At 57.8% G+C, this 23093-nt stretch carries 21 protein-coding genes; 14 read left to right on the top strand and 7 right to left on the bottom strand.

All coding sequences use genetic code 11. The features are described 5' to 3' along the window. The 3 genes from meaB to modE all read right to left on the bottom strand — a co-directional run bounded on the left by meaB (position 1) and on the right by modE (position 4113). Positions 1-996 carry a methylmalonyl Co-A mutase-associated GTPase MeaB gene (gene meaB / locus ACERJC_RS02565; protein ID WP_373670937.1) on the bottom strand — a complete coding sequence of 332 codons (996 nt, stop codon included), beginning with the start codon at positions 994-996 and terminating at the stop codon, positions 1-3. Beyond that, on the bottom strand, positions 989-3133 hold the full coding sequence (gene scpA, locus ACERJC_RS02570; protein ID WP_373670938.1) for a methylmalonyl-CoA mutase: 2145 nt from the start codon (positions 3131-3133) through the stop codon (positions 989-991). Before scpA ends, meaB begins: the two co-directional genes overlap by 8 nt. A 191-nt stretch (positions 3134-3324) precedes the next feature. Then, a complete protein-coding gene (modE, locus tag ACERJC_RS02575; RefSeq protein WP_373670939.1) occupies positions 3325-4113 on the bottom strand; it encodes a molybdenum-dependent transcriptional regulator in 789 nt (262 codons plus the stop codon). Positions 4114-4241: 128 nt separating this feature from the next. Here modE and ACERJC_RS02580 point away from each other — a divergent pair, with 128 nt between their 5' ends. From ACERJC_RS02580 to modC, 4 genes are all read left to right on the top strand, one after another. Next, complete coding sequence (locus ACERJC_RS02580) at positions 4242-4391, top strand: AcrZ family multidrug efflux pump-associated protein (protein ID WP_003023026.1); 150 nt, start codon at positions 4242-4244, stop codon at positions 4389-4391. 256 nt (positions 4392-4647) lie between these two features. Next, positions 4648-5421 carry a molybdate ABC transporter substrate-binding protein gene (gene modA / locus ACERJC_RS02585; RefSeq protein ID WP_042320522.1) on the top strand — a complete coding sequence of 258 codons (774 nt, stop codon included), beginning with the start codon at positions 4648-4650 and terminating at the stop codon, positions 5419-5421. Then, positions 5421-6110, top strand: coding sequence for a molybdate ABC transporter permease subunit (gene modB / locus ACERJC_RS02590; RefSeq protein ID WP_152405393.1), 690 nt, complete (start codon positions 5421-5423; stop codon positions 6108-6110). Before modA ends, modB begins: the two co-directional genes overlap by 1 nt. A 2-nt stretch (positions 6111-6112) precedes the next feature. Beyond that, complete coding sequence (gene modC, locus ACERJC_RS02595) at positions 6113-7171, top strand: molybdenum ABC transporter ATP-binding protein ModC (RefSeq protein ID WP_152405392.1); 1059 nt, start codon at positions 6113-6115, stop codon at positions 7169-7171. Here modC and ACERJC_RS02600 read toward each other — a convergent pair whose 3' ends face one another. Then, entirely contained in the window at positions 7172-7990 is an 819-nt protein-coding gene (locus tag ACERJC_RS02600) for a pyridoxal phosphatase (protein ID WP_373670940.1), read from the bottom strand. A gap of 222 nt (positions 7991-8212) precedes the next feature. Between ACERJC_RS02600 and pgl the strand changes: the two genes are divergently transcribed. Next, complete coding sequence (pgl, locus tag ACERJC_RS02605) at positions 8213-9208, top strand: 6-phosphogluconolactonase (RefSeq protein WP_152405390.1); 996 nt, start codon at positions 8213-8215, stop codon at positions 9206-9208. A gap of 67 nt (positions 9209-9275) precedes the next feature. Here the strand turns inward: pgl and ACERJC_RS02610 are convergent, their stop codons facing one another. Further along, complete coding sequence (locus ACERJC_RS02610) at positions 9276-10559, bottom strand: putative acyl-CoA thioester hydrolase (RefSeq protein WP_373670941.1); 1284 nt, start codon at positions 10557-10559, stop codon at positions 9276-9278. A gap of 223 nt (positions 10560-10782) precedes the next feature. Here ACERJC_RS02610 and hutI point away from each other — a divergent pair, with 223 nt between their 5' ends. The 5 genes from hutI to hutH all read left to right on the top strand — a co-directional run bounded on the left by hutI (position 10783) and on the right by hutH (position 17074). Beyond that, entirely contained in the window at positions 10783-12006 is a 1224-nt protein-coding gene (gene hutI / locus ACERJC_RS02615) for an imidazolonepropionase (RefSeq protein ID WP_373670942.1), read from the top strand. Further along, positions 12003-12944 carry a formimidoylglutamase gene (hutG, locus tag ACERJC_RS02620; RefSeq protein ID WP_371895685.1) on the top strand — a complete coding sequence of 314 codons (942 nt, stop codon included), beginning with the start codon at positions 12003-12005 and terminating at the stop codon, positions 12942-12944. Before hutI ends, hutG begins: the two co-directional genes overlap by 4 nt. A 25-nt stretch (positions 12945-12969) precedes the next feature. Then, positions 12970-13695 carry a histidine utilization repressor gene (locus ACERJC_RS02625; protein WP_152405386.1) on the top strand — a complete coding sequence of 242 codons (726 nt, stop codon included), beginning with the start codon at positions 12970-12972 and terminating at the stop codon, positions 13693-13695. A gap of 171 nt (positions 13696-13866) precedes the next feature. After that, the gene (gene hutU / locus ACERJC_RS02630) at positions 13867-15552 is read left to right on the top strand and encodes a urocanate hydratase (protein ID WP_373670943.1); all 1686 of its coding nucleotides are present in this window, start codon (positions 13867-13869) and stop codon (positions 15550-15552) included. Between the two features lies 1 nt (position 15553). Further along, a complete protein-coding gene (gene hutH / locus ACERJC_RS02635; protein WP_373670944.1) occupies positions 15554-17074 on the top strand; it encodes a histidine ammonia-lyase in 1521 nt (506 codons plus the stop codon). 93 nt (positions 17075-17167) lie between these two features. Here the strand turns inward: hutH and ACERJC_RS02640 are convergent, their stop codons facing one another. Further along, positions 17168-17644, bottom strand: a complete 477-nt coding sequence (locus tag ACERJC_RS02640; protein ID WP_373670945.1) for a kinase inhibitor — start codon at positions 17642-17644, stop codon at positions 17168-17170. A gap of 58 nt (positions 17645-17702) precedes the next feature. Then, positions 17703-18992 carry an adenosylmethionine--8-amino-7-oxononanoate transaminase gene (bioA, locus tag ACERJC_RS02645; RefSeq protein ID WP_373670946.1) on the bottom strand — a complete coding sequence of 430 codons (1290 nt, stop codon included), beginning with the start codon at positions 18990-18992 and terminating at the stop codon, positions 17703-17705. Positions 18993-19068: 76 nt separating this feature from the next. On the opposite strand from bioA, the gene bioB reads away from it, so the two are divergent. Genes bioB through bioD form a run of 4 tightly spaced genes read left to right on the top strand, consistent with a single transcriptional unit; the run spans position 19069 to position 22681 of the window. Then, positions 19069-20109 (top strand): biotin synthase BioB, encoded by a 1041-nt coding sequence (bioB, locus tag ACERJC_RS02650; protein ID WP_373670947.1) that lies wholly within the window; start codon positions 19069-19071, stop codon positions 20107-20109. Further along, the gene (bioF, locus tag ACERJC_RS02655) at positions 20106-21263 is read left to right on the top strand and encodes an 8-amino-7-oxononanoate synthase (protein WP_373670948.1); all 1158 of its coding nucleotides are present in this window, start codon (positions 20106-20108) and stop codon (positions 21261-21263) included. The genes bioB and bioF overlap by 4 nt, the downstream gene beginning before the upstream one ends. Then, positions 21247-22002: a malonyl-ACP O-methyltransferase BioC gene (bioC, locus tag ACERJC_RS02660; RefSeq protein ID WP_152405379.1), complete on the top strand. Its 756-nt coding sequence runs from the start codon at positions 21247-21249 to the stop codon at positions 22000-22002. The genes bioF and bioC overlap by 17 nt, the downstream gene beginning before the upstream one ends. Further along, entirely contained in the window at positions 21995-22681 is a 687-nt protein-coding gene (bioD, locus tag ACERJC_RS02665; RefSeq protein ID WP_373670949.1) for a dethiobiotin synthase, read from the top strand. Before bioC ends, bioD begins: the two co-directional genes overlap by 8 nt. Positions 22682-23093: the final 412 nt, after the last annotated feature.

Here is a 23093-nt window from a genome sequence, read left to right on the forward strand (position 1 = left end):
TTATTCAAAGTAATGATTCAGAAGGTATTCGCGGATTTGCTGAAGACCGGCGCGTGACGAGAGACGGTTATTTTTGACGGCCTGCTGCGTCAGGTTGTAATAGCGGTCGAAGTCGTCACGGGAGAACAGGAGCCGCAGCGCCTCGGCTTCTGTCTGTTTTTGCAACCAGTTAATTTCCTGCAACTGGCGCACCTGCTGCAGTCGTCCGCTGGCGGTTAACTGGGTTCTGAAATCGCAGATGGCCTGCCAGACCTCGTCAATACCGCGCTTTTCCAGTGCGCTACAGCTCAGCACCTGCGGCTGCCATTCGGCATATTTATGGTGCAAAATATGCAGTGCGCTTTCGTACATATGGCGGGCGATGGCGACGTGGTTGTGGTTTTCGCCGTCATCCTTGTTGATGACAATCAAATCCGCCATTTCCATGATCCCTTTTTTGATGCCCTGCAGGTCGTCGCCGCCACCGGCTATTTGTAACGACACAAAGCAGTCCACCATGTGAGCGATTTCCGTTTCCGACTGTCCAACGCCGACGGTTTCAACGATCACAACGTCGAACCCCGCCGCTTCGCACAGCAGCACCAGTTCCCGGGCATGCAGGCAGGCACCGCCCAGATGACCACGCGAGGGCGCCGGGCGGATAAAGGCCGCATCCGATCGCGCCAGTTCGGTCATTCGCGTTTTGTCGCCAAGAATGCTGCCACCGCTGACAGGACTGCTGGGATCGACGGCAATCACCGCCACGCGCAGTCCGTCGCGGGTAAGACGCGTACCGAAAGCCTCCAGAAACGTGCTTTTCCCGGCACCCGGCGTGCCCGTGATGCCCAGGCGCAGCGCGTTGCCAGTGAAAGGCATAATGGCATCCAGCAGTTGTGCGCTCAGCGCCTGATGGCGAGGATGTTGACTCTCCACCAGCGTCATGGCCTGGGCGAGCGTGGCCCGTTCTCCCTGCCGTAATAGCCTCACGGTGTCAGCCAGCGTGGATTCGTTAATCATGATGTTGGCTTATCCGCCTCAGCACATCGCGTACGCTGTCCAGCATCGGCGTGCCGGGGCCGTAAATTGCCGCTACGCCGCGCTCCTGCAGGTAGACATAATCCTGGGGAGGAATCACGCCGCCGGCGACCACGCAGATATCGTCACGCCCCCATTTTTTCAGCGCGGCGACCAGTTCAGGGATGAGCGTTTTGTGACCGGCCGCCAGCGATGAGGCGCCGACGACGTGTACATCGTTTTCTACCGCCAGACGGGCGATCTCTTCCGGGGTGGAGAACATCGGGCTGAGATCGACATCGAATCCGAGATCGGAATAGGCGCTGGCGATCACTTTCGCACCGCGATCGTGACCATCCTGGCCCATTTTGGCGATCAAAATGCGGGGACGGCGACCATTGTCTTCGAGGAACTGCCCGGTTTGCGCAACGATGGCGTCAAACTCGCAGGCCGATTTCTCGGATTGATGGTAGCTCTGCGCAATCACCCCGGTGACGCACTGGCTTGGCACCAGATAACGGTCAAATGCGGATTCCAGCGCGTCGGAGATTTCACCCAGCGTGGCGCGTGCGCGTGCCGCATGAATGGCGGCGGCCAACAGATTCTCATGATGCTGTGCGGCGTGAGTTAACGCCGCCAGCGCGGCGTTAACGGCGGCATCATCGCGGGTCGCGCGGACCTGCGCCAGCGAGGCGATCTGCTCGTTGCGCACCTTAATGTTGTCTATCTCCAGTACGGTCGTTTCGTCTTCTTTTTCCAGCTTGTATTTGTTGACGCCGACAATCACGCGCTTGCCCTGGTCGATCAGCGACTGTTCGCGGGCAGAGGACTCTTCGATCATCCGTTTCGGCAGCCCGGCCTCGATAGCTTTTGCCATCCCACCGGCCTCGTCGATCTGCCTGATAATCTCCCGCGTCTGTTTCACTACCTGATCGGTCAACGATTCCACATAGTATGATCCGGCAAGCGGATCCACGGTGCGGCAGATTTCTGACTCTTCCTGAAGGATTATCTGCGTGTTACGTGCAATGCGGGCGGAAAAGTCGGTGGGCAGACCGAGTGCTTCGTCAAAGGCGTTGGTGTGGAGCGACTGGGTACCGCCAAGCGTGGCACCGAGCGCTTCGATAGTGGTACGGATCACGTTGTTATACGGATCCTGTTCGGTCAGGCTCCAGCCGGAGGTCTGGCAGTGGGTGCGAAGCGCTAACGATTTCGGATCGGTTGCGCCGAAACCGCTAACCGCTTCGCTCCACAGATAACGCGCCGCGCGCAGCATGGCGATGTTCATGAACAGATCCATGCCAATGCCGAAGAAGAACGAAAGGCGGGGCGCGAAGTCATCAATTTTCAGTCCGGCGGAAAGGGCTGCTTTGATGTATTCAATACCATCGGCCAGGGTAAAGGCGACCTGCTGCACGCAGTTGGCACCCGCTTCGGCCATATGATAGCCGCTGATGCTGATGGTATTAAAACGAGGCATATTGCCCGAACACCAGGCGATGATGTCGGCGATAATTCGCATTGAGGACGTTGGTGGGTAGATGTAGGTATTGCGGCACAGGTACTCTTTCAGAATGTCGTTCTGAATGGTTCCGGTTAGCTGTTGCGGCGTCACGCCTTGCTCTTCTGCCGCGACGATATAAAACGCCAACACCGGCAGTACCGCGCCGTTCATGGTCATCGACACCGACATTTCATCCAACGGGATCTGGTCGAACAGTACCTTCATGTCTTCGACGGTATCGATAGCCACGCCCGCCTTGCCGACATCGCCCGCGACGCGTGGGTTATCGGAATCATAACCACGGTGGGTGGCGAGATCGAAAGCGACAGAAAGGCCTTTTTGTCCGGCGGCGAGATTGCGACGATAGAAGGCGTTAGACTCTTTGGCGGTAGAGAAACCGGCGTATTGGCGAATGGTCCACGGTTGCGCGGTATACATGGTCGCGCGTGGCCCACGCACGTAAGGCGGCAGACCGGGAAGGGTGCCGGTGACTTCCAGTTTATCGAGGTCGGCTTCGGTATACAGCGGCTTGATGGCAATGCCTTCCGCTGTCTGTTTGACCAGCGACTCGACGGTTTTTCCCCGTCGGCTGAGCTCCTTGTTGGCGAGTGTCTGCCACTCCGGTAAGTCTGACATTTTTTGCTCCGTAATCCGCAATAAAAAGAGGGTATTGCGGGTACGATGAGCTTTTTAATGCCCCCTGTCGCCAGCAAAAAATAGCCAACGATGCGTCGTTTTTTGCCGGGTGGGATTATTCATTTTGTAATGAATTTCAAAGAAAAAATAACGGCGGGTAACTTCCCGCCGTTATACCGTTGCGGTGATACTCAGCACAATGTCGCGAGAATCACTCTGTCGGCATTGAAATACGCTGTAACGTTAGCGCCTTCGGACAGCGATGCGGCATCATCCACGGGTACGGTGGCGCACAGTATCTGACCGTCCGGCAGCGTCATTAATACTTCACACTGTTCTGTGCCGCGTTCAATATGATTGATAATGCCCTGGAGTTGGTTATCCGCCGCCTGGGCGATGGCGTCGTCCAGGGTGATCCCCACCCACGGCGCTTTCAGCAGCACGAGGACTTCTTTGCCTTCATCAAGCCCCAGTCGCTCGCCGCTCTGGGCGGTAATCGCCACTTTCAGCCGCGTTTCACCATCGGCTAACAGCACATCGACATGCTGCTGCACCTGATCGCGATCGCGGGCGGTAATGGTGCCAAACCACTGGTTACGCGCGCTGGTTTGCAGGGAAAAACGCGAGATCGCCGCTAACAGGCTATTGAGCGGCAGCGCGTCATCGTCACTTAGAACATCGAAGGCTTTTTGCTGAATCTGCCCCAGCAGATCGTAAAGCTGGATCAGGCGCTGCCCGTAGCGGGTCAACACTGCGCCACCGCCGCCTTTGCCGCCTGTCGCACGGTCGACCAGCGTCTGCTCGCTGAGGAGGTTCATTTCATTGATGGCGTCCCAGGCGCTCTTATAGCTGATGCCTGCATCTTTCGCGCCCTGGCTAATGGAACCGGAAAGTGCAATATGCTTGAGCAAAGAGATGCGTCGGGGATCGGCAAACAGTTTTTGCTGAAGTTTCAGGGTAAGAAGGATTTCGGCTTGCATAACAAGATCCTGGTAAAAAGGTTATTGTGACGGAAAACCACAGAGACGCAAAGCCGACCGCACAAAAGGGGAGTGCTTTTCTCAGTGATGCGGTTAGAATACTACAAGGACTATATCAGGAGTTGACCATGTTAGAGTTATTGAAAAGTCTGGTATTCGCCGTAATCATGGTACCTGTGGTGATGGCCATCATCCTGGGTCTGATTTACGGTCTCGGTGAAGTGTTCAACATTTTCTCCGGTATCGGTCAGAAAGACCAGTCCAGACAGAATCACTGATTTCAAACGCCCGCTCAGTCGGGCGTTTTTGTCTCCTTCGTCTTTCAGGCCGCATTTTTGTTGGCCGCGCCCGATCGCTCAACGATTTGCCGCCTTAATGCAACCCGAAATCCAATGGGGATTGTTTCTCAAGTTCTCCTCATTCCTGCCGATATTTTCTTTGCGTAACCTCTTATAGGTATCAATAACTTCTGGGAAAAACGTTGCTTTGTCGTTATATTTGCGTCTACATAACGACACTCGAAAGGAGTTACAGATGGCTCGTACATGGTTACGCCTGTTTGCTGGGGCAACATTATCACTGACTGTTGCCGGACATGCGCTGGCGGATGAAGGGAAAATCACGGTATTTGCAGCGGCGTCATTGACTAACGCGATGCAGGATATCGCGGCAGAATACAAAAAAGAGAAGAATGTCGACGTGGTCTCCTCTTTTGCTTCATCTTCGACGCTGGCTCGCCAGATAGAAGCTGGTGCGCCAGCGGATCTGTTCATTTCTGCCGATCAGAAATGGATGGACTACGCGGTAGATAAGAAGTCGATTGATACGGCATCGCGTCAGACGCTGCTGGGCAACAGCCTTGTGGTGGTTGCGCCAAAAGCCAGTGAGCAGAAAGATTTTACGATTGACAGTAAAACCAACTGGACGACGCTGCTGAACGGTGGACGTCTGGCGGTGGGCGATCCGGAACACGTTCCGGCGGGGATCTACGCGAAAGAAGCGCTGCAGAAACTGGGTGCCTGGGAAACATTGTCACCGAAACTGGCGCCAGCAGAAGATGTGCGCGGCGCGCTGGCGCTGGTCGAGCGTAACGAAGCGCCGCTGGGCATCGTTTACGGTTCTGACGCGGTTGCCAGCAAAGGGGTTAAAGTCGTGGCCACCTTCCCGGAAGACTCGCACAAAAAAGTGGAATACCCCATCGCGATTGTCGATGGACATAAAAACGCCACGGTCAGCGCGTTCTATGATTACCTGAAAGGACCGCAGGCTGCTGAAATCTTTAAACGCTACGGATTTACGACCAAGTAATGATATTGACCGATCCCGAATGGCAGGCCGTTTTCCTGAGCCTGAAAGTGTCTTCCCTGGCCGTGCTGTTTAGTTTGCCGTTTGGGATTTTCTTTGCCTGGCTGCTGGTGCGCTGCACCTTCCCAGGCAAAGCCTTACTGGATAGCGTGCTGCATTTGCCGCTGGTGTTACCGCCGGTGGTGGTCGGTTATCTGCTGCTGGTCTCGATGGGACGGCGCGGATTTATCGGTCAGTGGCTGTACGACTGGTTTGGTATTACCTTTGCCTTTAGCTGGCGCGGCGCGGTACTGGCGGCGGCAGTGATGTCTTTCCCACTGATGGTGCGTGCCATCCGGCTGGCGCTGGAAGGGGTGGACATCAAGCTGGAACAAGCCGCCCGGACGCTGGGCGCTGGACGCTGGCGCGTCTTCTTCACCATTACTCTCCCGCTAACGCTGCCTGGCATTATTGTCGGCACGGTGCTGGCATTTGCCCGCTCGCTGGGCGAGTTTGGCGCTACGATTACCTTTGTCTCCAACATTCCCGGAGAAACGCGCACCATTCCTTCGGCGATGTATACCCTGATCCAGACGCCTGGCGGTGAAAGCGCCGCGGCGCGACTGTGCCTTATCTCCATCGTACTGGCGCTGATTTCACTGTTGATTTCTGAATGGCTGGCGCGGCTCAGCCGCGAACGGGCGGGGCGATAATCATGCTGGAACTCAATTTCTCCCAGACGCTGGGCACCCATTGTGTCACGCTCAACGAAACGCTGCCCGCCAGCGGTATCACCGCGATTTTTGGCGTCTCCGGTTCTGGAAAAACCTCGCTCATCAATGCCATCAGTGGCCTGACGCGACCGCAGAAAGGGCGCATTGTGCTCAACGGACGGGTGCTGAACGACACGGAAAAACATATTTGTCTGACGCCGGAAAAACGTCGGGTAGGCTACGTTTTTCAGGATGCGCGCCTGTTTCCGCATTATAAAGTACGCGGCAATCTGCGTTACGGCATGGCGAAAAGCATGGCCGGTCAGTTTGATAAGCTGGTGGCGTTGTTAGGTATTGAGCCCCTGCTCGACAGACTGCCGGGCGGCCTCTCCGGTGGTGAAAAACAGCGTGTGGCGATTGGCCGGGCGCTGCTGACCGCGCCGGAATTGCTGCTGTTGGATGAACCGCTCGCCTCGCTGGATATTCCGCGTAAGCGCGAACTGTTGCCCTATCTGCAACGCCTGGCGCGGGAGATCAACATTCCCATGCTCTACGTCAGCCACTCGCTCGACGAGATTCTCCATCTGGCCGATAACGTGATGGTACTGGAAGACGGTCAGGTGAAGGCGTTTGGTGCGCTCGAAGAGGTCTGGAGCAGCAGCGTGATGCATCCGTGGCTGCCGAAAGAACAGCAGAGCAGCATCCTGAAGGTGAGCGTGCTGGAGCATCATCCGCATTACGCCATGACGGCACTGGCGCTGGGCGACCAGCATTTGTGGGTCAATAAGCTCAATGAACCGCTGCAAGCCTCGTTGCGCATTCGTATTCAGGCGTCGGATGTCTCACTGGTGCTACAACCGCCGCAGCAGACCAGCATCCGCAATATTTTGCGCGCGAAGGTGACCCACTGCTACGACGATAACGGGCAGGTGGAAGTTCAGCTTGAGGTCGGGGGCAAAACGCTGTGGGCGCGCATAAGCCCGTGGGCCAGGGATGAACTGGGGATCAAACCTGGCCTGTGGCTGTACGCGCAAATCAAGAGCGTATCCATAACCGCCTGATTACAGCAGTTGGCTATAGATGAACTTCGCAATGCTGTCGGTGGTGTTGTCGCCGATGACGACGTTAGCACGTGCTTTGATCTCGTCGTCAGCATTGCCCATCGCCACGCCGGTACCGGCCGCTTCCAGCATGCTGATGTCGTTGTAGTTATCCCCGAAGGCAATCACGTTTTCCATCGAACCGCCCTGAGATTCGACCCACTGGGTCAGGCGTTTGCCCTTACTGTTACCCTGACGGGCGATATCGACCTGATCGTGCCACGACCATTCGCATTCAAGGCCCAGTTGCTGTTCGACATGTTTGCCAAATTGCTGCAGTTTAGGGATATCGTCGTCTGTCAGGGCGAATTTCCAGACCGCGTTGACATCGCGCGCCGCCTGCGCCAGTGAAGGCACCTGAGTGAAGACCGGACGCTGTTCCGGTGGCAGCGTCTGCGCCCAGTTTGATGTGCGAATGACATGGCCGGTCGGATGCTCATACAGCATGGCGTCATCGACATACATCAGACCATGAACCTGATGCGATTCCAGCAATGTAATAAGCTGCAGCGCCTGGTCAACTGGCAGGGGGTCGGCCGCAAGAACATTTTTTGCGTGATAATCATACAAATAAGTGCCATTACAGCAAATTGCAGGTGTATCCAGCGCCAGTGCCTGATAAAAAGGATGAATCGCAACGTGATGACGCCCGGTGACGATGATAAGTTGGTAACCCGCCGCTCTGGCGCGTGACAGCGCTTCGACAGACGAGGGGAGCAGGGTCTTTTGCGGGGTCAGCAGGGTTCCATCTAAATCCAGGGCAATCACGCGAGCGGTCATATCGTCATCCCGATTAACATTGAAAATTTTGTCTGCCTGAATGGTACACCGGGACGGGGAGCAGGCAAAATTTAGTACGTATACCCTGAATAATTCGAGTTGCAGGTGCGTTGGCTGCAACTTGAAGTATGACGGATATAGATTCAGCATTCACCGTTAAAAGCGACTACGTTAAGCTGTATTCCATTATTGCAGCCAGTTGCTTAAAGCAGAGGAGCATTCATGAAGCAAACCGTTTATACCGCCAGCCCTGAAAGCCAACAGATCCACGTCTGGAGCTTGGGTCATGATGGCGCGTTGAAGCTGGTACAGGTGGTTGATGTGCCCGGGCAGGTTCAGCCGATGGTGGTCAGCCCGGATAAACGCTATCTCTACGTGGGCGTGCGTCCTGAATTCCGCGTGCTGGCTTACCGGATTGCGCCGGATGATGGTGCGCTGACGTTTGCCGCAGAATCCGCACTGCCGGGCAGCCCAACGCACATTTCAACCGATCATCATGGGCGTTTCGTCTTTGTCGGCTCCTATAATGCGGGCAACGTCAGCGTGACGCGTCTGGAAGACGGCCTGCCGGCCGGGCTTGTGGATGTGGTGGAAGGGATGGATGGCTGTCACTCTGCCAATATCTCTCCGGACAACCGCACCCTGTGGGTGCCTGCGCTGAAGCAGGATCGCATCTGCCTGTTTACCCTCAGCGATGACGGTAAGCTGGTGGCGCAAGAGCCAGCAGAAGTGACCACCGTTGAAGGGGCTGGTCCGCGTCATATGGCGTTCCATCCGAATCAGCAATATGCGTACTGCGTCAACGAGCTCAACAGTTCTGTGGACGTCTGGGAGCTGAAAGATCCGCACGGCGACATCGAATGCGTGCAAACGCTGGATATGATGCCGGCTGATTTCTCTGACACCCGCTGGGCGGCGGACATTCACATTACGCCCGATGGTCGTCATCTGTATGCCTGTGACCGCACCGCCAGCCTGATTACCGTATTCAGCGTTTCAGAAGATGGCAGCGTGTTGACCAAAGAGGGCTTCCAGCCAACCGAAACGCAGCCGCGCGGTTTCAACGTTGACCATAGTGGGAAATACCTGATTGCTGCCGGACAGAAGTCGCACCATATTGCGGTGTACGAGATTGCCGGTGAGCAGGGGTTGTTGACGGAAAAGGGACGTTATGCGGTAGGCCAGGGCCCGATGTGGGTAGTGGTTAACGCGTATTAATTCGGGTAGATTTTTAACCCACAAGTAAAAAGAATAACCGGCATCGCAGGATGCCGGTTTTTTATGCTTACTGCTTCGGTGCCGCCACCACTTTGCTGCCCACACCGCGGTTATTGTATTCCCACATGCGGTTAAAGTTGGTGTCGTTCAGGTTACGCTGGGTTTCGCCTTTATCATCTTTCGCGCCGGTATTGCCCGCGAAAGGACGCTTCGAGACCACCGCGTCAGCCCACGGCTGCGCCATGTTAAAGCCTTCGTTGATCACGCTATCGCGGATCACGACCTGACCGTTGGTGTTGCTGTCAACATCCAGTGAGCGGCCCAGTTGCGCCACGCCGTCACCGGCGGCGGTGAAGCGGCTGTTGGTGGCGAGGAAACCGTAGTAAATGTTCGACAGCGTTGCCGGTGCGAAGACGTACGCTTCTTGTTGAGTACGGGAGTTCACCACGCGGAAATCGGTGTTATCGAACACCACTGCGCCGCGACCGGAAACCATATCCACATCACCTTCGATGTAGCTGTTGGTGACCAGGGTGCGCGGCTGACGGTCATTTTCCAGACGGTTCTGCACGCCGCTGTTGGTCACAAAGAAGGTGTTCTGGCGACCCAGAATGTTTACCTTGTCGATCTGAACTTTGTCACCGTCGGTGCGTAACGCAACGGCCGGGTGGTTACCCGCATCCACGCTGTCGCCGAGATTGTTTTCAACGGTCAGATTCTGCAACTGCAGGCCATTGTTCTGTGACCACAGTACGGCTGAGCACATCACGCCAATATTCGCGCCGCGTTTGCTCTGGCAGTTGTCAAACATGTACCAGGCCGGTTTACCAGGCATATATTTCCCGCCCGGGTTCACCGTATGACGCCAGTCAGCGGTGCTCATTTCACCGTCAATCGCCGCGCCAATCTTCACGTCTAACGGTTTTTCACCCGTTCCGTATAACGTCAGGCTGCCCGGTGCCGCAGGGATATAGACAGTTCCCTGATACTCACCCGGCATAATGGCAATGTACTGACGTTTGTTGGTGCGCGTGGTGATCGCTGCATCCACTGCCGCCTGAATGGTGGTGTGGGTCACGCCCTGCGTACCGGCCGGGCCGACGACAAAGTCAGGCTGCGCGGGCAGAGAAATTGAGGACGGCGTCCACGGCGCGGTGTTCGGCGTCAGGGAAGAAAAATAGTTTTTAGCGACAAAATTCTGCGCTTCATTCGCCGACAAAATGGGGCGCGAGGAGGTTCCAGGCGCGGTTTGATCGGAAGGAATTTGATCCGGCGGGGTAGAGCTACAGGCGGTCAGCGTCACGCCAAAAGCCAGTGCCAGCGCCAGACGGGAAACTGATGATGTGTTCACGAGTTGCTCCGGGCTATAAAAGTATCCATTGAAGCCTGCTTTTTTATACTAAGTTGAGCAAAACGGGAAGGTGAAAAGCTAAAAAGTTGTTTTTTAAACCACTCCTCGCGGATCCTGATACCGCGAACGTCACAATTAAGTAACATTTTTGCCCTGGATGATTGACTTCCCGCGCGCGATCTCAAATAAATGTCTATACAACCTAAGACAAGTGGGAGAGGGCATGCAACACCTGTTACCTGATGATACGCTCTGGCGAAACCTCCGTCTGGCGACGCTCGACCCGGAGCAGCCGACGCCGTATGGCATGCTGGACCGTCATGCGTTGATTATCCGCGAGGGGCGCGTGCTGGCGATTGTGCCGGAGACATCACTCCCGACAGCGCACGCCAATACACATGACCTGCAGGGGCGTCTGGTGACGCCCGGGCTGATTGACTGCCACACGCATCTGGTGTTTGGCGGCAACCGCGCCAGCGAATGGGAACAACGGCTGAACGGTGTCTCTTATCAGCAGATCAGCGCGCAGGGCGGCGGTATTAACGCTACGGTGTCGGCAACGCGTGCCGCAACAGAGGAGACGCTCTTTGCCTCTGCACAGGCGCGGATCGCGCGTCTGATACGCGAGGGTGTGACCCTGTTGGAAGTAAAATCCGGCTACGGTCTGAATGTGGCAGCAGAAGAAAAGATGCTGCGCGTTGCGGCCCGCCTGGCCGAAGAGAATCTCATCGAAATCAGCCCCACGCTGCTGGCGGCGCATGCCGTACCGGTTGAATATCGGGACAATCCTGACGGTTATATCACCCACGTCTGCGAAACGATACTGCCGCAGTTATGGGAAAAGGGGCTGTTTGAAGCGGTCGATCTGTTTTGCGAGAGCGTAGGGTTTACCCTGGCCCAGAGCGAGCGGGTACTGCGCGCGGCGCAGGCAGCGGGCATCCCGGTCAAAGGGCATGTTGAGCAATTGTCTCTGCTTGGCGGGGCGCAGCTGGTCAGTCGCTATCACGGGCTTTCTGCGGATCACATTGAATATCTTGATGAAGCAGGCGTGGCGGCGATGCGTCACAGCGGCACCGTTGGCGTACTGCTTCCGGGGGCGTTTTATTTTCTGAAAGAGACACAGCGTCCGCCCGTTGAATTGCTGCGTCGCTACCAGATCCCAATGGCCGTAGCGACCGATTTCAACCCCGGCACCAGTCCCTTTATCAGCCTGCACCTGGCGATGAACATGGCCTGCGTTCAGTTTGGACTGACACCGGAAGAGGCGTGGGCGGGCGTCACCCGTCATGCCGCTCAGGCGCTGGGACGCCAGACGACGCACGGACAACTAAAAGCGGGCTACGTTGCCGATTTTAACGTCTGGGATGCGCAAAACCCGGTGGAGATCCTTTATGAACCAGGGCGCAACCCGCTGTATCAACGCATATTTCGAGGAGAAATGACATGACGCAATGGGAAGCTGCTGCCCCTGACCTGTGGCAGGGGCGAGATGACAGCGGTGAAGCCGCAAACGCGCTGCGTCTGTTTCAGACCACAGCGCGCAGCCAGACGTTTTCGCCAGAGCATTATCGCGACAAAATAGCGCTGCTCGGCTTTGCCTGCGATGAGGGGGTTAAGCGTAATCAAGGGCGTCCCGGTGCCGCCGGCGCGCCGGACGCGCTGCGTTGTGCGCTGGCGAACCTGGCGAGCCACGCGGGGCATGAGCGACTGGTGGATATGGGGAATCTACTGGCCCCGACGGCGGATCTGGAAGGGGCGCAACAGGCGCTGCGTGATGCGGTCTCTCGATGTCATCAGGCCGGGATGCGCACCTTCGTTCTTGGCGGCGGACATGAGACGGCATTCGGCCACGGGGCGGGTATTTTCGACGCGTTCCCCGGCGAGCGGGTAGGGATCGTTAACCTCGACGCACATCTGGATCTGCGCAACGCCGGGCGGGCGACTTCCGGTACGCCGTTTCGCCAACTGGCACAGCTTTGCGACCAGCAGCAGCGCGAGTTCCGCTACGCCTGCATCGGCGTCAGTCGGGCGGCAAATACTCAGGCGCTGTGGGACGAGGCGCAAAAGCGCAACGTGCTGGTGGTTGAAGATTTGCAGTGCAGCGAAGCCCACGCCCGGCTGGCGGCGTTTATCAGCGAGGTAGATAAACTCTATCTGACGGTCGATCTCGACGTACTGCCTGTTGCCGAGATGCCCGCGGTGTCGGCTCCGGCGGCGCTGGGCGTGCCGTTGGCGACCCTGCTGACGGTGATTGAGCCTGTTTGTCGCAGCGGTAAGCTCCAGGCGGTGGATATGGTTGAATTTAATCCTCGCTTTGATAATGATGGCAGGTCGGCACGCGTGGCTGCGCGGCTTGGCTGGCAAATCGCCCATTGGTGGCAGTAATCGATTGATAAGGTAAAACATTCCCATGACACTCTCTCGCCCTCGTTCTGCTCCCGCGCCGTTTTATGAGACGGTTAAACGCGAGATTAGCGAAAAGATCGCCAGCGGCGTCTGGCAGCCGCACGATCGCATTCCGTCGGAGGCGGAGCTGGTGGCGCAGTACGGCTTCAGTCGGATGACCATCAACCGGGCGCTGCGCGAACTGACCGACGAAGGGATGCTGGTGCGCCTGCAGGGGGTGGGAACCTTTGTCGCGGAGCCGAAAGGCCAGTCTGCACTGTTTGAAATTCGCAGTATTGCCGACGAAATCGCCTCACGGGGGCATCGGCATCACTGCGAGGTGCTGATTCTGGAAAAAAAACCGGCCAATGCGCGACAGGCGGCGGTGCTGAAGGTCAGTGAAGGGACGACGATTTTCCACTCTGTGATGGTACATTTTGAAAACGACCAGCCGGTACAGATAGAAGATCGCTGTGTGAATGCCGACATTGTCCCGGCGTATCTGGCGCAGGATTACAGTCAGACCACGCCACATGCCTATCTGTCGTTGATTGCCCCGCTGACGGAAGGGGAGCACATTGTTGAAGCAGTGCGCGCTACGGCGCAAGAGTGTGCCTTACTGGATATTGGCGAGACCGATCCTTGTCTGCTGATTCGTCGTACCACCTGGTCCGCCACGCAGATCGTTTCCCATGCGCGACTGCTCTTCCCGGGGTCTCGCTACCGGTTGCAGGGCCATTTCTCCTCCTGAATCACGCGAACTGAAAAGCGTGATTGCTGACGCAATATAACAAAAATGTATCTTTTTTGTTAATTGCTGCCTTGTTATGTCTTGTATAGACAAGTATATATTTACCTCACACCCTATCATTCCATTATGCCGGATAAACAGTATCCGGCACGTCCGTGAGGAGTCGTTGTTATGTCTCATAGCAAGTATCGCCAGCAAGATATCCGCGCCCCGCGAGGGACAACGCTGACGGCCAAATCCTGGCTGACCGAAGCGCCGCTGCGCATGTTAATGAATAACCTGGATCCCGATGTCGCCGAAAACCCGCATGAGCTGGTGGTGTACGGTGGTATAGGGCGCGCGGCCCGTAACTGGGAGTGCTATGACGCGATTGTCAATGCCCTGACTCAACTGGAAGCGGATGAAACGCTGCTGGTTCAGTCCGGCAAACCGGTTGGCATATTCAGAACCCATCAGAACGCCCCGCGCGTGCTCATCGCCAACTCCAACCTCGTCCCGCACTGGGCGACCTGGGAGCATTTCAACGAACTGGATGCAAAAGGGCTGGCGATGTACGGCCAGATGACGGCCGGAAGCTGGATCTATATCGGTAGTCAGGGGATTGTGCAGGGCACCTATGAAACGTTTGTCGAAGCGGGACGCCAGCATTACGACGGCAATCTGCGCGGGCGCTGGGTGTTAACCGCCGGACTCGGCGGCATGGGGGGCGCGCAGCCGTTGGCGGCAACGCTGGCTGGCGCCTGTTCCCTGAACATTGAATGTCAACAGAGCCGCATCGATTTCCGCCTGCGCACCCGCTATGTCGATGAACAGGCGACGTCCCTTGATGACGCGCTGGCGCGTATCGAAAAATATACTCGCGAAGGCAAAGCCGTTTCGATTGCCCTGTGCGCCAATGCGGCGGACGTCGTGCCCGAGCTGGTGAAACGCGGCGTACGCCCGGACATGGTCACCGACCAGACCAGCGCCCACGACCCCTTGCATGGCTATCTGCCTTCCGGCTGGGACTGGGAGACCTATCAGCAGAAAGCGCTCTCCGATCCGCAGGGAACCGTAGAAGCAGCGAAGCGTTCGATGGCGAAACACGTCGAGGCCATGCTGGCGTTCAACGACATGGGCGTACCTACGTTTGATTACGGCAACAATATCCGTCAGATGGCAAAAGAGATGGGTGTGGAAAACGCCTTTGCCTTTCCAGGCTTCGTACCGGCTTATATTCGCCCGCTGTTCTGTCGCGGCATCGGGCCGTTCCGCTGGGTGGCGCTTTCCGGCGATCCACAGGATATTTATAAAACCGATGCCAAAGTGAAAGAGATTGTGGCGGATGACGAGCACCTCCATCGCTGGCTGGACATGGCGCGGGAGCGGATTAATTTCCAGGGGCTGCCGGCGCGTATCTGCTGGGTGGGTCTTGAATGGCGGCAAAAACTCGGCCTGGCGTTCAACGAAATGGTGCGCAGTGGCGAAGTCTCAGCACCGATTGTGATCGGTCGTGACCATCTGGATTCCGGCTCTGTCGCCAGTCCGAACCGCGAAACCGAGGCGATGCGCGACGGTTCTGACGCGGTGTCCGACTGGCCGCTGCTCAATGCGCTGCTCAACACGGCGAGCGGAGCCACCTGGGTATCGCTGCACCACGGCGGCGGCGTAGGAATGGGCTTCTCGCAGCACGCCGGGATGGTCATTGTCTGCGACGGCAGCGATGAAGCGGCCGAGCGAATTGCCCGGGTACTGCATAACGATCCGGCGACCGGCGTGATGCGTCATGCGGATGCGGGCTACGACATCGCCGTGGAGTGCGCTGTGGAACAAGGTCTGAATCTACCGATGGTTGCGGCAACGCAGGGGAAACGCTGATATGAACACCATGACCTTAACGCCGGGCCATCTGAGCTTTTCACAGCTGCGCGAAGTCTGGCAGCGGCCGGTTAAACTGAGCCTCGACGCCAGCGCCATCGACGGCATTAACGCCAGCGTGGCCTGCGTCAACACGATTGTCGCTGAAGGGCGTACGGCCTACGGCATTAACACGGGTTTTGGCCTGCTGGCGCAAACGCGCATTGCCGATGACGATCTGCAAAACCTGCAGCGTTCGCTGGTGCTGTCGCATGCGGCAGGCGTGGGCGACGCGTTAGATGACGCACTGGTGCGCCTGATCATGGTGCTGAAGATAAACAGCCTGGCGCGCGGTTTCTCCGGCATTCGTCTTAGCGTGATAGACGCGCTGATTGCGCTGGTTAACGCCGAAGTCTGGCCGCACATTCCGGCGAAAGGGTCGGTGGGCGCATCAGGTGATTTGGCACCGCTGGCCCATATGTCGCTCACGCTGTTAGGTGAAGGGAAGGCGCGCTGGCAGGGCGAATGGCTACCCGCGACGGAAGCGTTAAAAAAAGCCGGGCTGGAGCCGATTACGCTGGCGGCGAAAGAAGGGCTGGCGCTGCTTAACGGCACGCAGGCGTCGACGGCGTTTGCGCTGCGCGGGCTGTTTGAGGTGCAGGAGCTGTTCGCGTCCGCCATCGTGTGCGGATCGTTAACCACCGAAGCGGTGCTGGGGTCACGCCGACCGTTTGATGCGCGCATTCACGCCGCGCGCGGGCAGCGTGGGCAGATTGACGCGGCGGCGCTGTATCGCCACGTACTGACGGAGACCAGCGCGCTGTCGGCGTCACACCACAATTGTGAAAAGGTGCAGGATCCGTATTCTTTGCGCTGTCAGCCGCAGGTGATGGGCGCGTGCCTGACGCAGATGCGCCAGGTGATGGACGTGCTGTTGGCGGAAGCCAATGCGGTCTCCGATAACCCGCTGGTTTTTGCTGAGCAGGGGGACGTTATCTCCGGCGGTAACTTCCACGCCGAACCGGTGGCGATGGCGGCGGATAATCTGGCGCTGGCCATTGCCGAGATAGGCGCGCTTTCCGAACGCCGTATTGCGCTGATGATGGATAAACACATGTCGCAACTGCCGCCTTTCCTCGTCAAAAACGGTGGGGTGAACTCGGGCTTTATGATTGCCCAGGTGACGGCGGCAGCGCTCGCCAGTGAGAACAAAGCACTGGCGCATCCGCACAGCGTGGACAGTCTGCCAACGTCGGCGAATCAGGAAGATCATGTATCGATGGCACCGGCGGCGGGACGCAGGTTGTGGGAAATGGCGGCGAATACTCGCGGCGTACTGGCCGTCGAGTGGCTGGCAGCCTGTCAGGGGATTGATTTACGCGAAGGGTTAACGTCAAGTCTGCTACTGGAGCAGGCGCGAACCGCATTACGTGAGCAGGTCGCGCATTATACCCAGGACCGTTTTTTCGCCCCGGATATTGAGCGTGCGACAGAATTGCTTGCGCAGGGGACCTTGTTGCAGCTTGTGCCGGAGTTTCTTTGAACAGCGCCGGATGGCGCTGACGCTTATCCGGCCTACGAATTCCTCCCGTAGGCCGGATAAGACGCGTGAGCGTCGTCATCCGGCACAATACGATCAACTGAACATCGCGGTAATCGACGCGCTGGCGAGCGAGTGGAAATGGACGTTAAATCCTACCATCGCGCCGCTGGCACCTTCATCGACGTCAATCTTGTCCACATCCAGCGCGTGAACGGTAAAGATATAGCGGTGGGTTTCCCCTTTTGGCGGCGCGGCGCCGCCGTAGCCCGCTTTACCGAAGTCGGTACGCGTCTGGATAACGCCGTCTGGCAGCGCGACCAGGCCGGAGCCAAAGCCCTGTGGCAGCATCCGGGTGTCGGCTGGAATATTGGCCACTACCCAGTGCCACCAGCCGGAACCGGTTGGCGCATCCGGGTCAAAACAGGTCACCACGAAACTCTTCGTTCCGGCAGGCACCTCGTCCCAGGCCAGATGCGGAGAAAGGTTATCGCCGTTATAGCCCATACCGTTGAAGACATGGCGCTGGGGAAGCTTTTCCCCGTCGCGCAGATCGTTGCTGATTAATTTCATGCACTCTCCTTCATTCTTGCCAAAAAGTGTCGCCAGAAACTCCACAGCTTACCGTTAATTATGCGTTAAAAAACGTTTCTTCGCGCACAGCGTCGTTCACTGCCTGTGTCAGACGGCGCAGTTGCGCTGGCTCAATGAGATACGGCGGCATCAGGTAGATGAGCTTGCCAAACGGACGGATCCACACGCCCTGTTGCACAAAGAATTTTTGCAGAGCCGCCATGTTGACCGGATGCGTCGTTTCCACCACGCCGATCGCCCCCAGCACGCGAACATCCGCCACCCACGGCGACGTCCGCGCCGGGGCGAGTTCCTGACGGAGTTGGGTTTCAATGGCCGATACCTGTGCCTGCCAGTCGCCGGATTCCAGCAGAGACAGACTGGCGGTTGCCACCGCGCAGGCCAGCGGATTGCCCATAAACGTGGGGCCGTGCATGAAACAGCCCGCTTCGCCGTCGCTGATGGTTTCCGCCACCTGGCGGGTGGTCAGGGTGGCGGAGAGAGTCATCGTCCCGCTGGTCAGCGCTTTACCCAGACACAGAATATCAGGCGCGATCCCGGCGTGTTCGCAGGCAAACAGTTTGCCCGTGCGGCCAAATCCGGTCGCGATTTCATCGGCAATCAGCAGAATGCCTTCCCGGTCACACATTTTGCGAATACGGCGCAGCCACTCGGGATGGTACATGCGCATACCGCCCGCTCCCTGGACGATCGGCTCAAGAATAACTGCCGCGATATCATGACGATGCGCAGCCATCAGGCGCGCGAAGGCCACCATGTCACGCTCATCCCACTCGCCATCCATCCGGCTTTGCGGCGCAGGGGCAAACAGGTTTTCCGGCAGATAGCCCTTCCACAGGCTGTGCATAGAGTTGTCCGGATCGCAGACCGACATCGCGCCGAAAGTATCGCCGTGATAGCCGTTACGGAACGTCAGGAAGCGCTGACGTGATTCACCCAACGCCTGCCAGTATTGCAGCGCCATTTTCATCGCGACTTCCACCGCGACGGAACCGGAATCGGCGAGAAATACGCACTCAAGCGTCGCGGGCGTCATGGCGACCAGTTTACGGCACAGGTTGACGGCGGGGGCATGCGTGATCCCACCGAACATCACGTGTGACATGGCGTCAATCTGCGTTTTCATCGCCGCATTGAGCTGTGGGTGATTGTAGCCGTGAATCGCGGCCCACCATGACGACATGCCATCAATCAGGCGCTCACCGCTGGATAAAATCAGTTCGCAGCCTTCAGCCCGTTCAACGGGATAGACCGGCAGCGGGGACGTCATCGAGGTGTAGGGGTGCCAAATGTGGCGCTGATCAAAAGTGATATCGTCCGTTGTCATAATCGACTTGTAAACCAAATTAAAAAGTTTTAGGTTTACAAGTCTACACCCTTATCACCACAAAAAGTATAAAATTATGACCACTCATTCTCGCTGGACGCTGTCGCAAGTCACCGAATTATTTGAAAAACCGCTGCTGGATCTGTTGTTCGAGGCACAGCAAATTCACCGTCAGCATTTTGACCCTCGTCAGGTACAGGTCAGCACGCTGTTGTCGATCAAGACCGGTGCCTGCCCGGAAGACTGCAAATATTGCCCGCAAAGTTCGCGCTATAAAACGGGCCTTGAATCTGAGCGGCTGATGGAAGTCGAGCAGGTGCTGGAGTCGGCGCGCAAAGCGAAAAACGCGGGTTCCACCCGTTTCTGCATGGGGGCGGCGTGGAAGAACCCGCACGAGCGTGATATGCCGTATTTGCAGCAAATGGTTCAGGGGGTGAAAGCGCTGGGGCTGGAAGCCTGCATGACGCTCGGCACGCTCGATGAATCGCAGGCACAGCGACTGGCGGAGGCGGGGCTGGACTATTACAACCACAACCTCGATACGTCGCCGGAATTCTACGGCAACATCATCACCACCCGTTCCTACCAGGAGCGTCTCGATACGCTGGACAAAGTGCGCGAAGCCGGGATCAAAGTCTGTTCTGGCGGCATCGTCGGTCTGGGCGAGACGGTGACAGACCGCGCCGGGCTGCTCCTGCAACTGGCAAATCTGCCGACCCCGCCGGAAAGCGTGCCGATCAACATGTTGGTGAAGGTGAAGGGCACGCCGCTGGCGGATAACGATGACGTTGACGCGTTTGATTTTATTCGCACCATTGCCGTGGCGCGCATCATGATGCCGACCTCTTATGTTCGTCTGTCCGCCGGTCGCGAGCAGATGAATGAGCAAACGCAGGCCATGTGCTTTATGGCCGGGGCCAACTCCATTTTCTACGGCTGCAAACTGCTCACCACGCCAAACCCGGAAGAGGACAAAGATCTCCAGCTCTTCCATAAGCTGGGACTGAATCCACAGCAGACGTCGGTGCTTGCGGGGGATAACGAGCAGCGTGCGCGTCTGGAGCAGGCGCTGCTGACGCCGGATACCGACAATTACTACAACGCGGCTGCCGTATGATCTGGCAACGGAAAATCGACGATGCGCTGACGGCGCGTCGTTCGGCGGATACTCTGCGCCGCCGTTACGCGGTCGTGCAGGGGGCCGGTCGCTGGCTGGAGGCGAACGACCAGCGCTATCTCAATTTCTCCAGCAATGATTATCTGGGCTTAAGCCACCATCCACGCATCGTTCGCGCCTGGCAGCAGGGATCGGAACGGTTTGGCGTCGGCAGCGGCGGCTCGGGTCACGTCAGCGGTTATTCCATCGCCCATCAGCAACTGGAAGAAGAACTGGCCGACTGGCTGGGCTATCCGCGCGCGCTGCTGTTTATCTCCGGTTTCGCCGCAAACCAGGCGGTGATTACCGCGCTGATGGAAAAGGATGACCGGATTGTCGCTGACCGCCTCAGCCATGCTTCGCTACTGGAAGCGGCCAGTCTAAGCCCGGCGCAGCTTCGCCGCTTTACCCATAACGACGCGTCGCATCTCACGCGCCTGCTTGATGTCCCCTGTTCGGGGCGACAGCTGGTGGTGACCGAGGGGGTGTTCAGCATGGATGGCGACAGCGCGCCGCTTGCGGAAATTCAGCGCGCTGCCCAGACGCGAAAGGCCTGGCTGCTGGTGGATGACGCCCACGGTGTTGGCGTGTGCGGGGACGAGGGGCGTGGGAGCTGCTGGCAGCAGCGGGTAAAACCGGCGCTGTTGGTGGTGACGTTTGGCAAAGGGTTTGGCGTCAGCGGTGCGGCGATCCTGTGCTCCGAAAGCGTTGCCGATTATCTGCTGCAGTTCGCCCGTCATCTGATATACAGCACCAGCATGCCGCCCGCGCAGGCGATGGCGCTACAGGCGTCGCTTTCGGTGATTCGCAGTCAGGAAGGTGACGCGCGCAGGGAGAAACTGGCTGCGCTTATCCAGCGCTTTCGTTCATCAGTCAATCACGCCGATTTCACCCTGGCGCAGTCGCACAGTGCCATCCAGCCGCTGATTGTCGGCGAAAATGCACGCGCGTTACGGCTGGCGGACACCCTGCGCCGTCAGGGATGCTGGGTCACGGCTATCCGTCCACCGACCGTGCCCGCCGGGACGGCCCGTCTGCGCCTGACGTTAACCCAGGCGCATGAGCCCGAGGACATCGATCGTTTGCTGGAGGTGCTGCATGGGGCAAGTGAATAAGCAGGCTGTCGCAGCGGCGTTTGGCCGTGCGGCAGCGCACTATGAACAGCACGCCACATTGCAGCGTCTGAGCGCAGACGCCTTGCTGGCGCAACTGCCGCAACGCCCGTTTTCGCAGGTGCTGGATGCCGGCTGCGGGCCGGGTCGTCTGAGTCGCTACTGGCGCGAGCAGGGCAGCCAGGTTACCGCGCTGGATCTCTCTGCCCGGATGCTGGACGAGGCGCGTCGCCAGAATGTGGCGCATCACTATCTCGCCGGAGACATCGAATCGCTGCCGTTAGCCACCGCGTCGTTCGACCTGGCCTGGAGCAATCTGGCCGTGCAGTGGTGTGACAGTCTGCATCATGCGCTAAGCGAGCTTTACCGGGTCGTGCGTCCCGGCGGGCGTGTGGCCTTCACCACGCTGGCCCAGGACTCGCTGCCGGAGCTTCATCAGGCCTGGCGCGCGGTGGATGACCGGGCGCATGGCAACCGGTTTTTATCCCGTGAGGCGCTGTGTGACGCGATGCGCGGCTGGCAGGGGCATCATCAATCGATCTCCCTGACGCTGGAATTTGATGACGCTCTGAGCGCCATGCGCTCGCTGAAAGGTATCGGCGCGACCCATTTGCACGAGGGGCGCACGTCGCGCGTCTTAACCCGCTCGCAGTTGCAGCAGCTTCAACTGGCCTGGCCCCAGCGGCAGGGGAAATATCCTCTGACCTACCATCTTTTTGCAGGAGTGATTACACGTGACTAAACGTTATTTTGTCACCGGCACCGACACGGAAGTCGGTAAAACCGTCGCCAGCTGTGCACTGCTACAGGCGGCGCGCAGTCTGGGCTACCGGACGGCTGGCTATAAACCCGTCGCCTCAGGCAGTGAAATGACGCCAGAAGGACTGCGCAACAGCGATGCCCTGGCGCTTCAGCGCAACAGCAGTCTGGCGCTGGACTATGCGGCGGTGAATCCTTACACCTTCGCGGAACCCACCTCACCGCATATCATCAGCGCCGATGAAGGGAGGCCGATTCATGCTGACGTGATGTCAGAGGGATTACGCGCGCTGGATGCACAGGCGGAGTGGCTGTTGGTCGAAGGCGCAGGCGGCTGGTTTACCCCGCTTGCGGAGGATTTGACCTTCGCCGACTGGGTGCAGCGCGAGCGGTTGCCGGTTATCCTGGTCGTCGGCGTAAAGTTGGGATGTATTAACCATGCCATGCTGACAGCGCAGGCGGTACAGCAGGCAGGACTCCGGCTTGCCGGATGGGTGGCGAATGACGTCACGCCGCCGGGGAAACGCCACCACGAGTATATGACGACGCTTCAGCGGGTCATCCCTGCGCCGCTGTTGGGCGAAATCCCGTGGCTTGACGGTGGAGCCGAAAACGCGGTCACAGGACAATATCTGGATCTCGCTTTGCTCGTGGACGAGTAAGAGGCGAAATTGCGAGCAAGATCTCGCCTGCCAGGGGCGCTTCGTTAGCTGATAAAAATCAAAATTTAGCGATAATTTTTTTTTATGTGCGTCCTGGTGGGCCGGACCGGGAATTTGCCAGGCGGCAGGCCATACGGCCTGCAGGCAGTTATCCACTATTCCTGTGGATAACCTTGTGTATTAGAGTTAGAAAACACAAGGCAAGCGAGAGAATACGCGGCTTCCAGCTGAATTGGCGCGAAAGACGGCTTTACGAAATAGTCGTTGTTTTACAGCTCGTTAGATAAAATCAATGGCTGTCATATTGCGGTCATTGAATGCAATAAAACTTTCATAACACATCTTGACAATGTTAACGAAGTCATTGGTCTGGGGATAAACCCGCTTCCTGGTATAATATCTTGTCTGCGAT

The sequence above is a fragment of the Citrobacter telavivensis genome, from assembly GCF_041807075.1.
Classification (GTDB): Bacteria; Pseudomonadota; Gammaproteobacteria; order Enterobacterales; family Enterobacteriaceae; genus Citrobacter_A; species Citrobacter_A telavivensis.

Coding starts and splice junctions, on each gene's coding strand:
- meaB (WP_373670937.1), bottom strand. CDS start 996: ATGATTAACGAATCCACGCTGGCTGACACCGTGAGGCTATTACGGCAG.
- scpA (WP_373670938.1), bottom strand. CDS start 3,133: ATGTCAGACTTACCGGAGTGGCAGACACTCGCCAACAAGGAGCTCAGC.
- modE (WP_373670939.1), bottom strand. CDS start 4,113: ATGCAAGCCGAAATCCTTCTTACCCTGAAACTTCAGCAAAAACTGTTT.
- ACERJC_RS02580 (WP_003023026.1), top strand. CDS start 4,242: ATGTTAGAGTTATTGAAAAGTCTGGTATTCGCCGTAATCATGGTACCT.
- modA (WP_042320522.1), top strand. CDS start 4,648: ATGGCTCGTACATGGTTACGCCTGTTTGCTGGGGCAACATTATCACTG.
- modB (WP_152405393.1), top strand. CDS start 5,421: ATGATATTGACCGATCCCGAATGGCAGGCCGTTTTCCTGAGCCTGAAA.
- modC (WP_152405392.1), top strand. CDS start 6,113: ATGCTGGAACTCAATTTCTCCCAGACGCTGGGCACCCATTGTGTCACG.
- ACERJC_RS02600 (WP_373670940.1), bottom strand. CDS start 7,990: ATGACCGCTCGCGTGATTGCCCTGGATTTAGATGGAACCCTGCTGACC.
- pgl (WP_152405390.1), top strand. CDS start 8,213: ATGAAGCAAACCGTTTATACCGCCAGCCCTGAAAGCCAACAGATCCAC.
- hutI (WP_373670942.1), top strand. CDS start 10,783: ATGCAACACCTGTTACCTGATGATACGCTCTGGCGAAACCTCCGTCTG.
- hutG (WP_371895685.1), top strand. CDS start 12,003: ATGACGCAATGGGAAGCTGCTGCCCCTGACCTGTGGCAGGGGCGAGAT.
- ACERJC_RS02625 (WP_152405386.1), top strand. CDS start 12,970: ATGACACTCTCTCGCCCTCGTTCTGCTCCCGCGCCGTTTTATGAGACG.
- hutU (WP_373670943.1), top strand. CDS start 13,867: ATGTCTCATAGCAAGTATCGCCAGCAAGATATCCGCGCCCCGCGAGGG.
- hutH (WP_373670944.1), top strand. CDS start 15,554: ATGAACACCATGACCTTAACGCCGGGCCATCTGAGCTTTTCACAGCTG.
- ACERJC_RS02640 (WP_373670945.1), bottom strand. CDS start 17,644: ATGAAATTAATCAGCAACGATCTGCGCGACGGGGAAAAGCTTCCCCAG.
- bioA (WP_373670946.1), bottom strand. CDS start 18,992: ATGACAACGGACGATATCACTTTTGATCAGCGCCACATTTGGCACCCC.
- bioB (WP_373670947.1), top strand. CDS start 19,069: ATGACCACTCATTCTCGCTGGACGCTGTCGCAAGTCACCGAATTATTT.
- bioF (WP_373670948.1), top strand. CDS start 20,106: ATGATCTGGCAACGGAAAATCGACGATGCGCTGACGGCGCGTCGTTCG.
- bioC (WP_152405379.1), top strand. CDS start 21,247: ATGGGGCAAGTGAATAAGCAGGCTGTCGCAGCGGCGTTTGGCCGTGCG.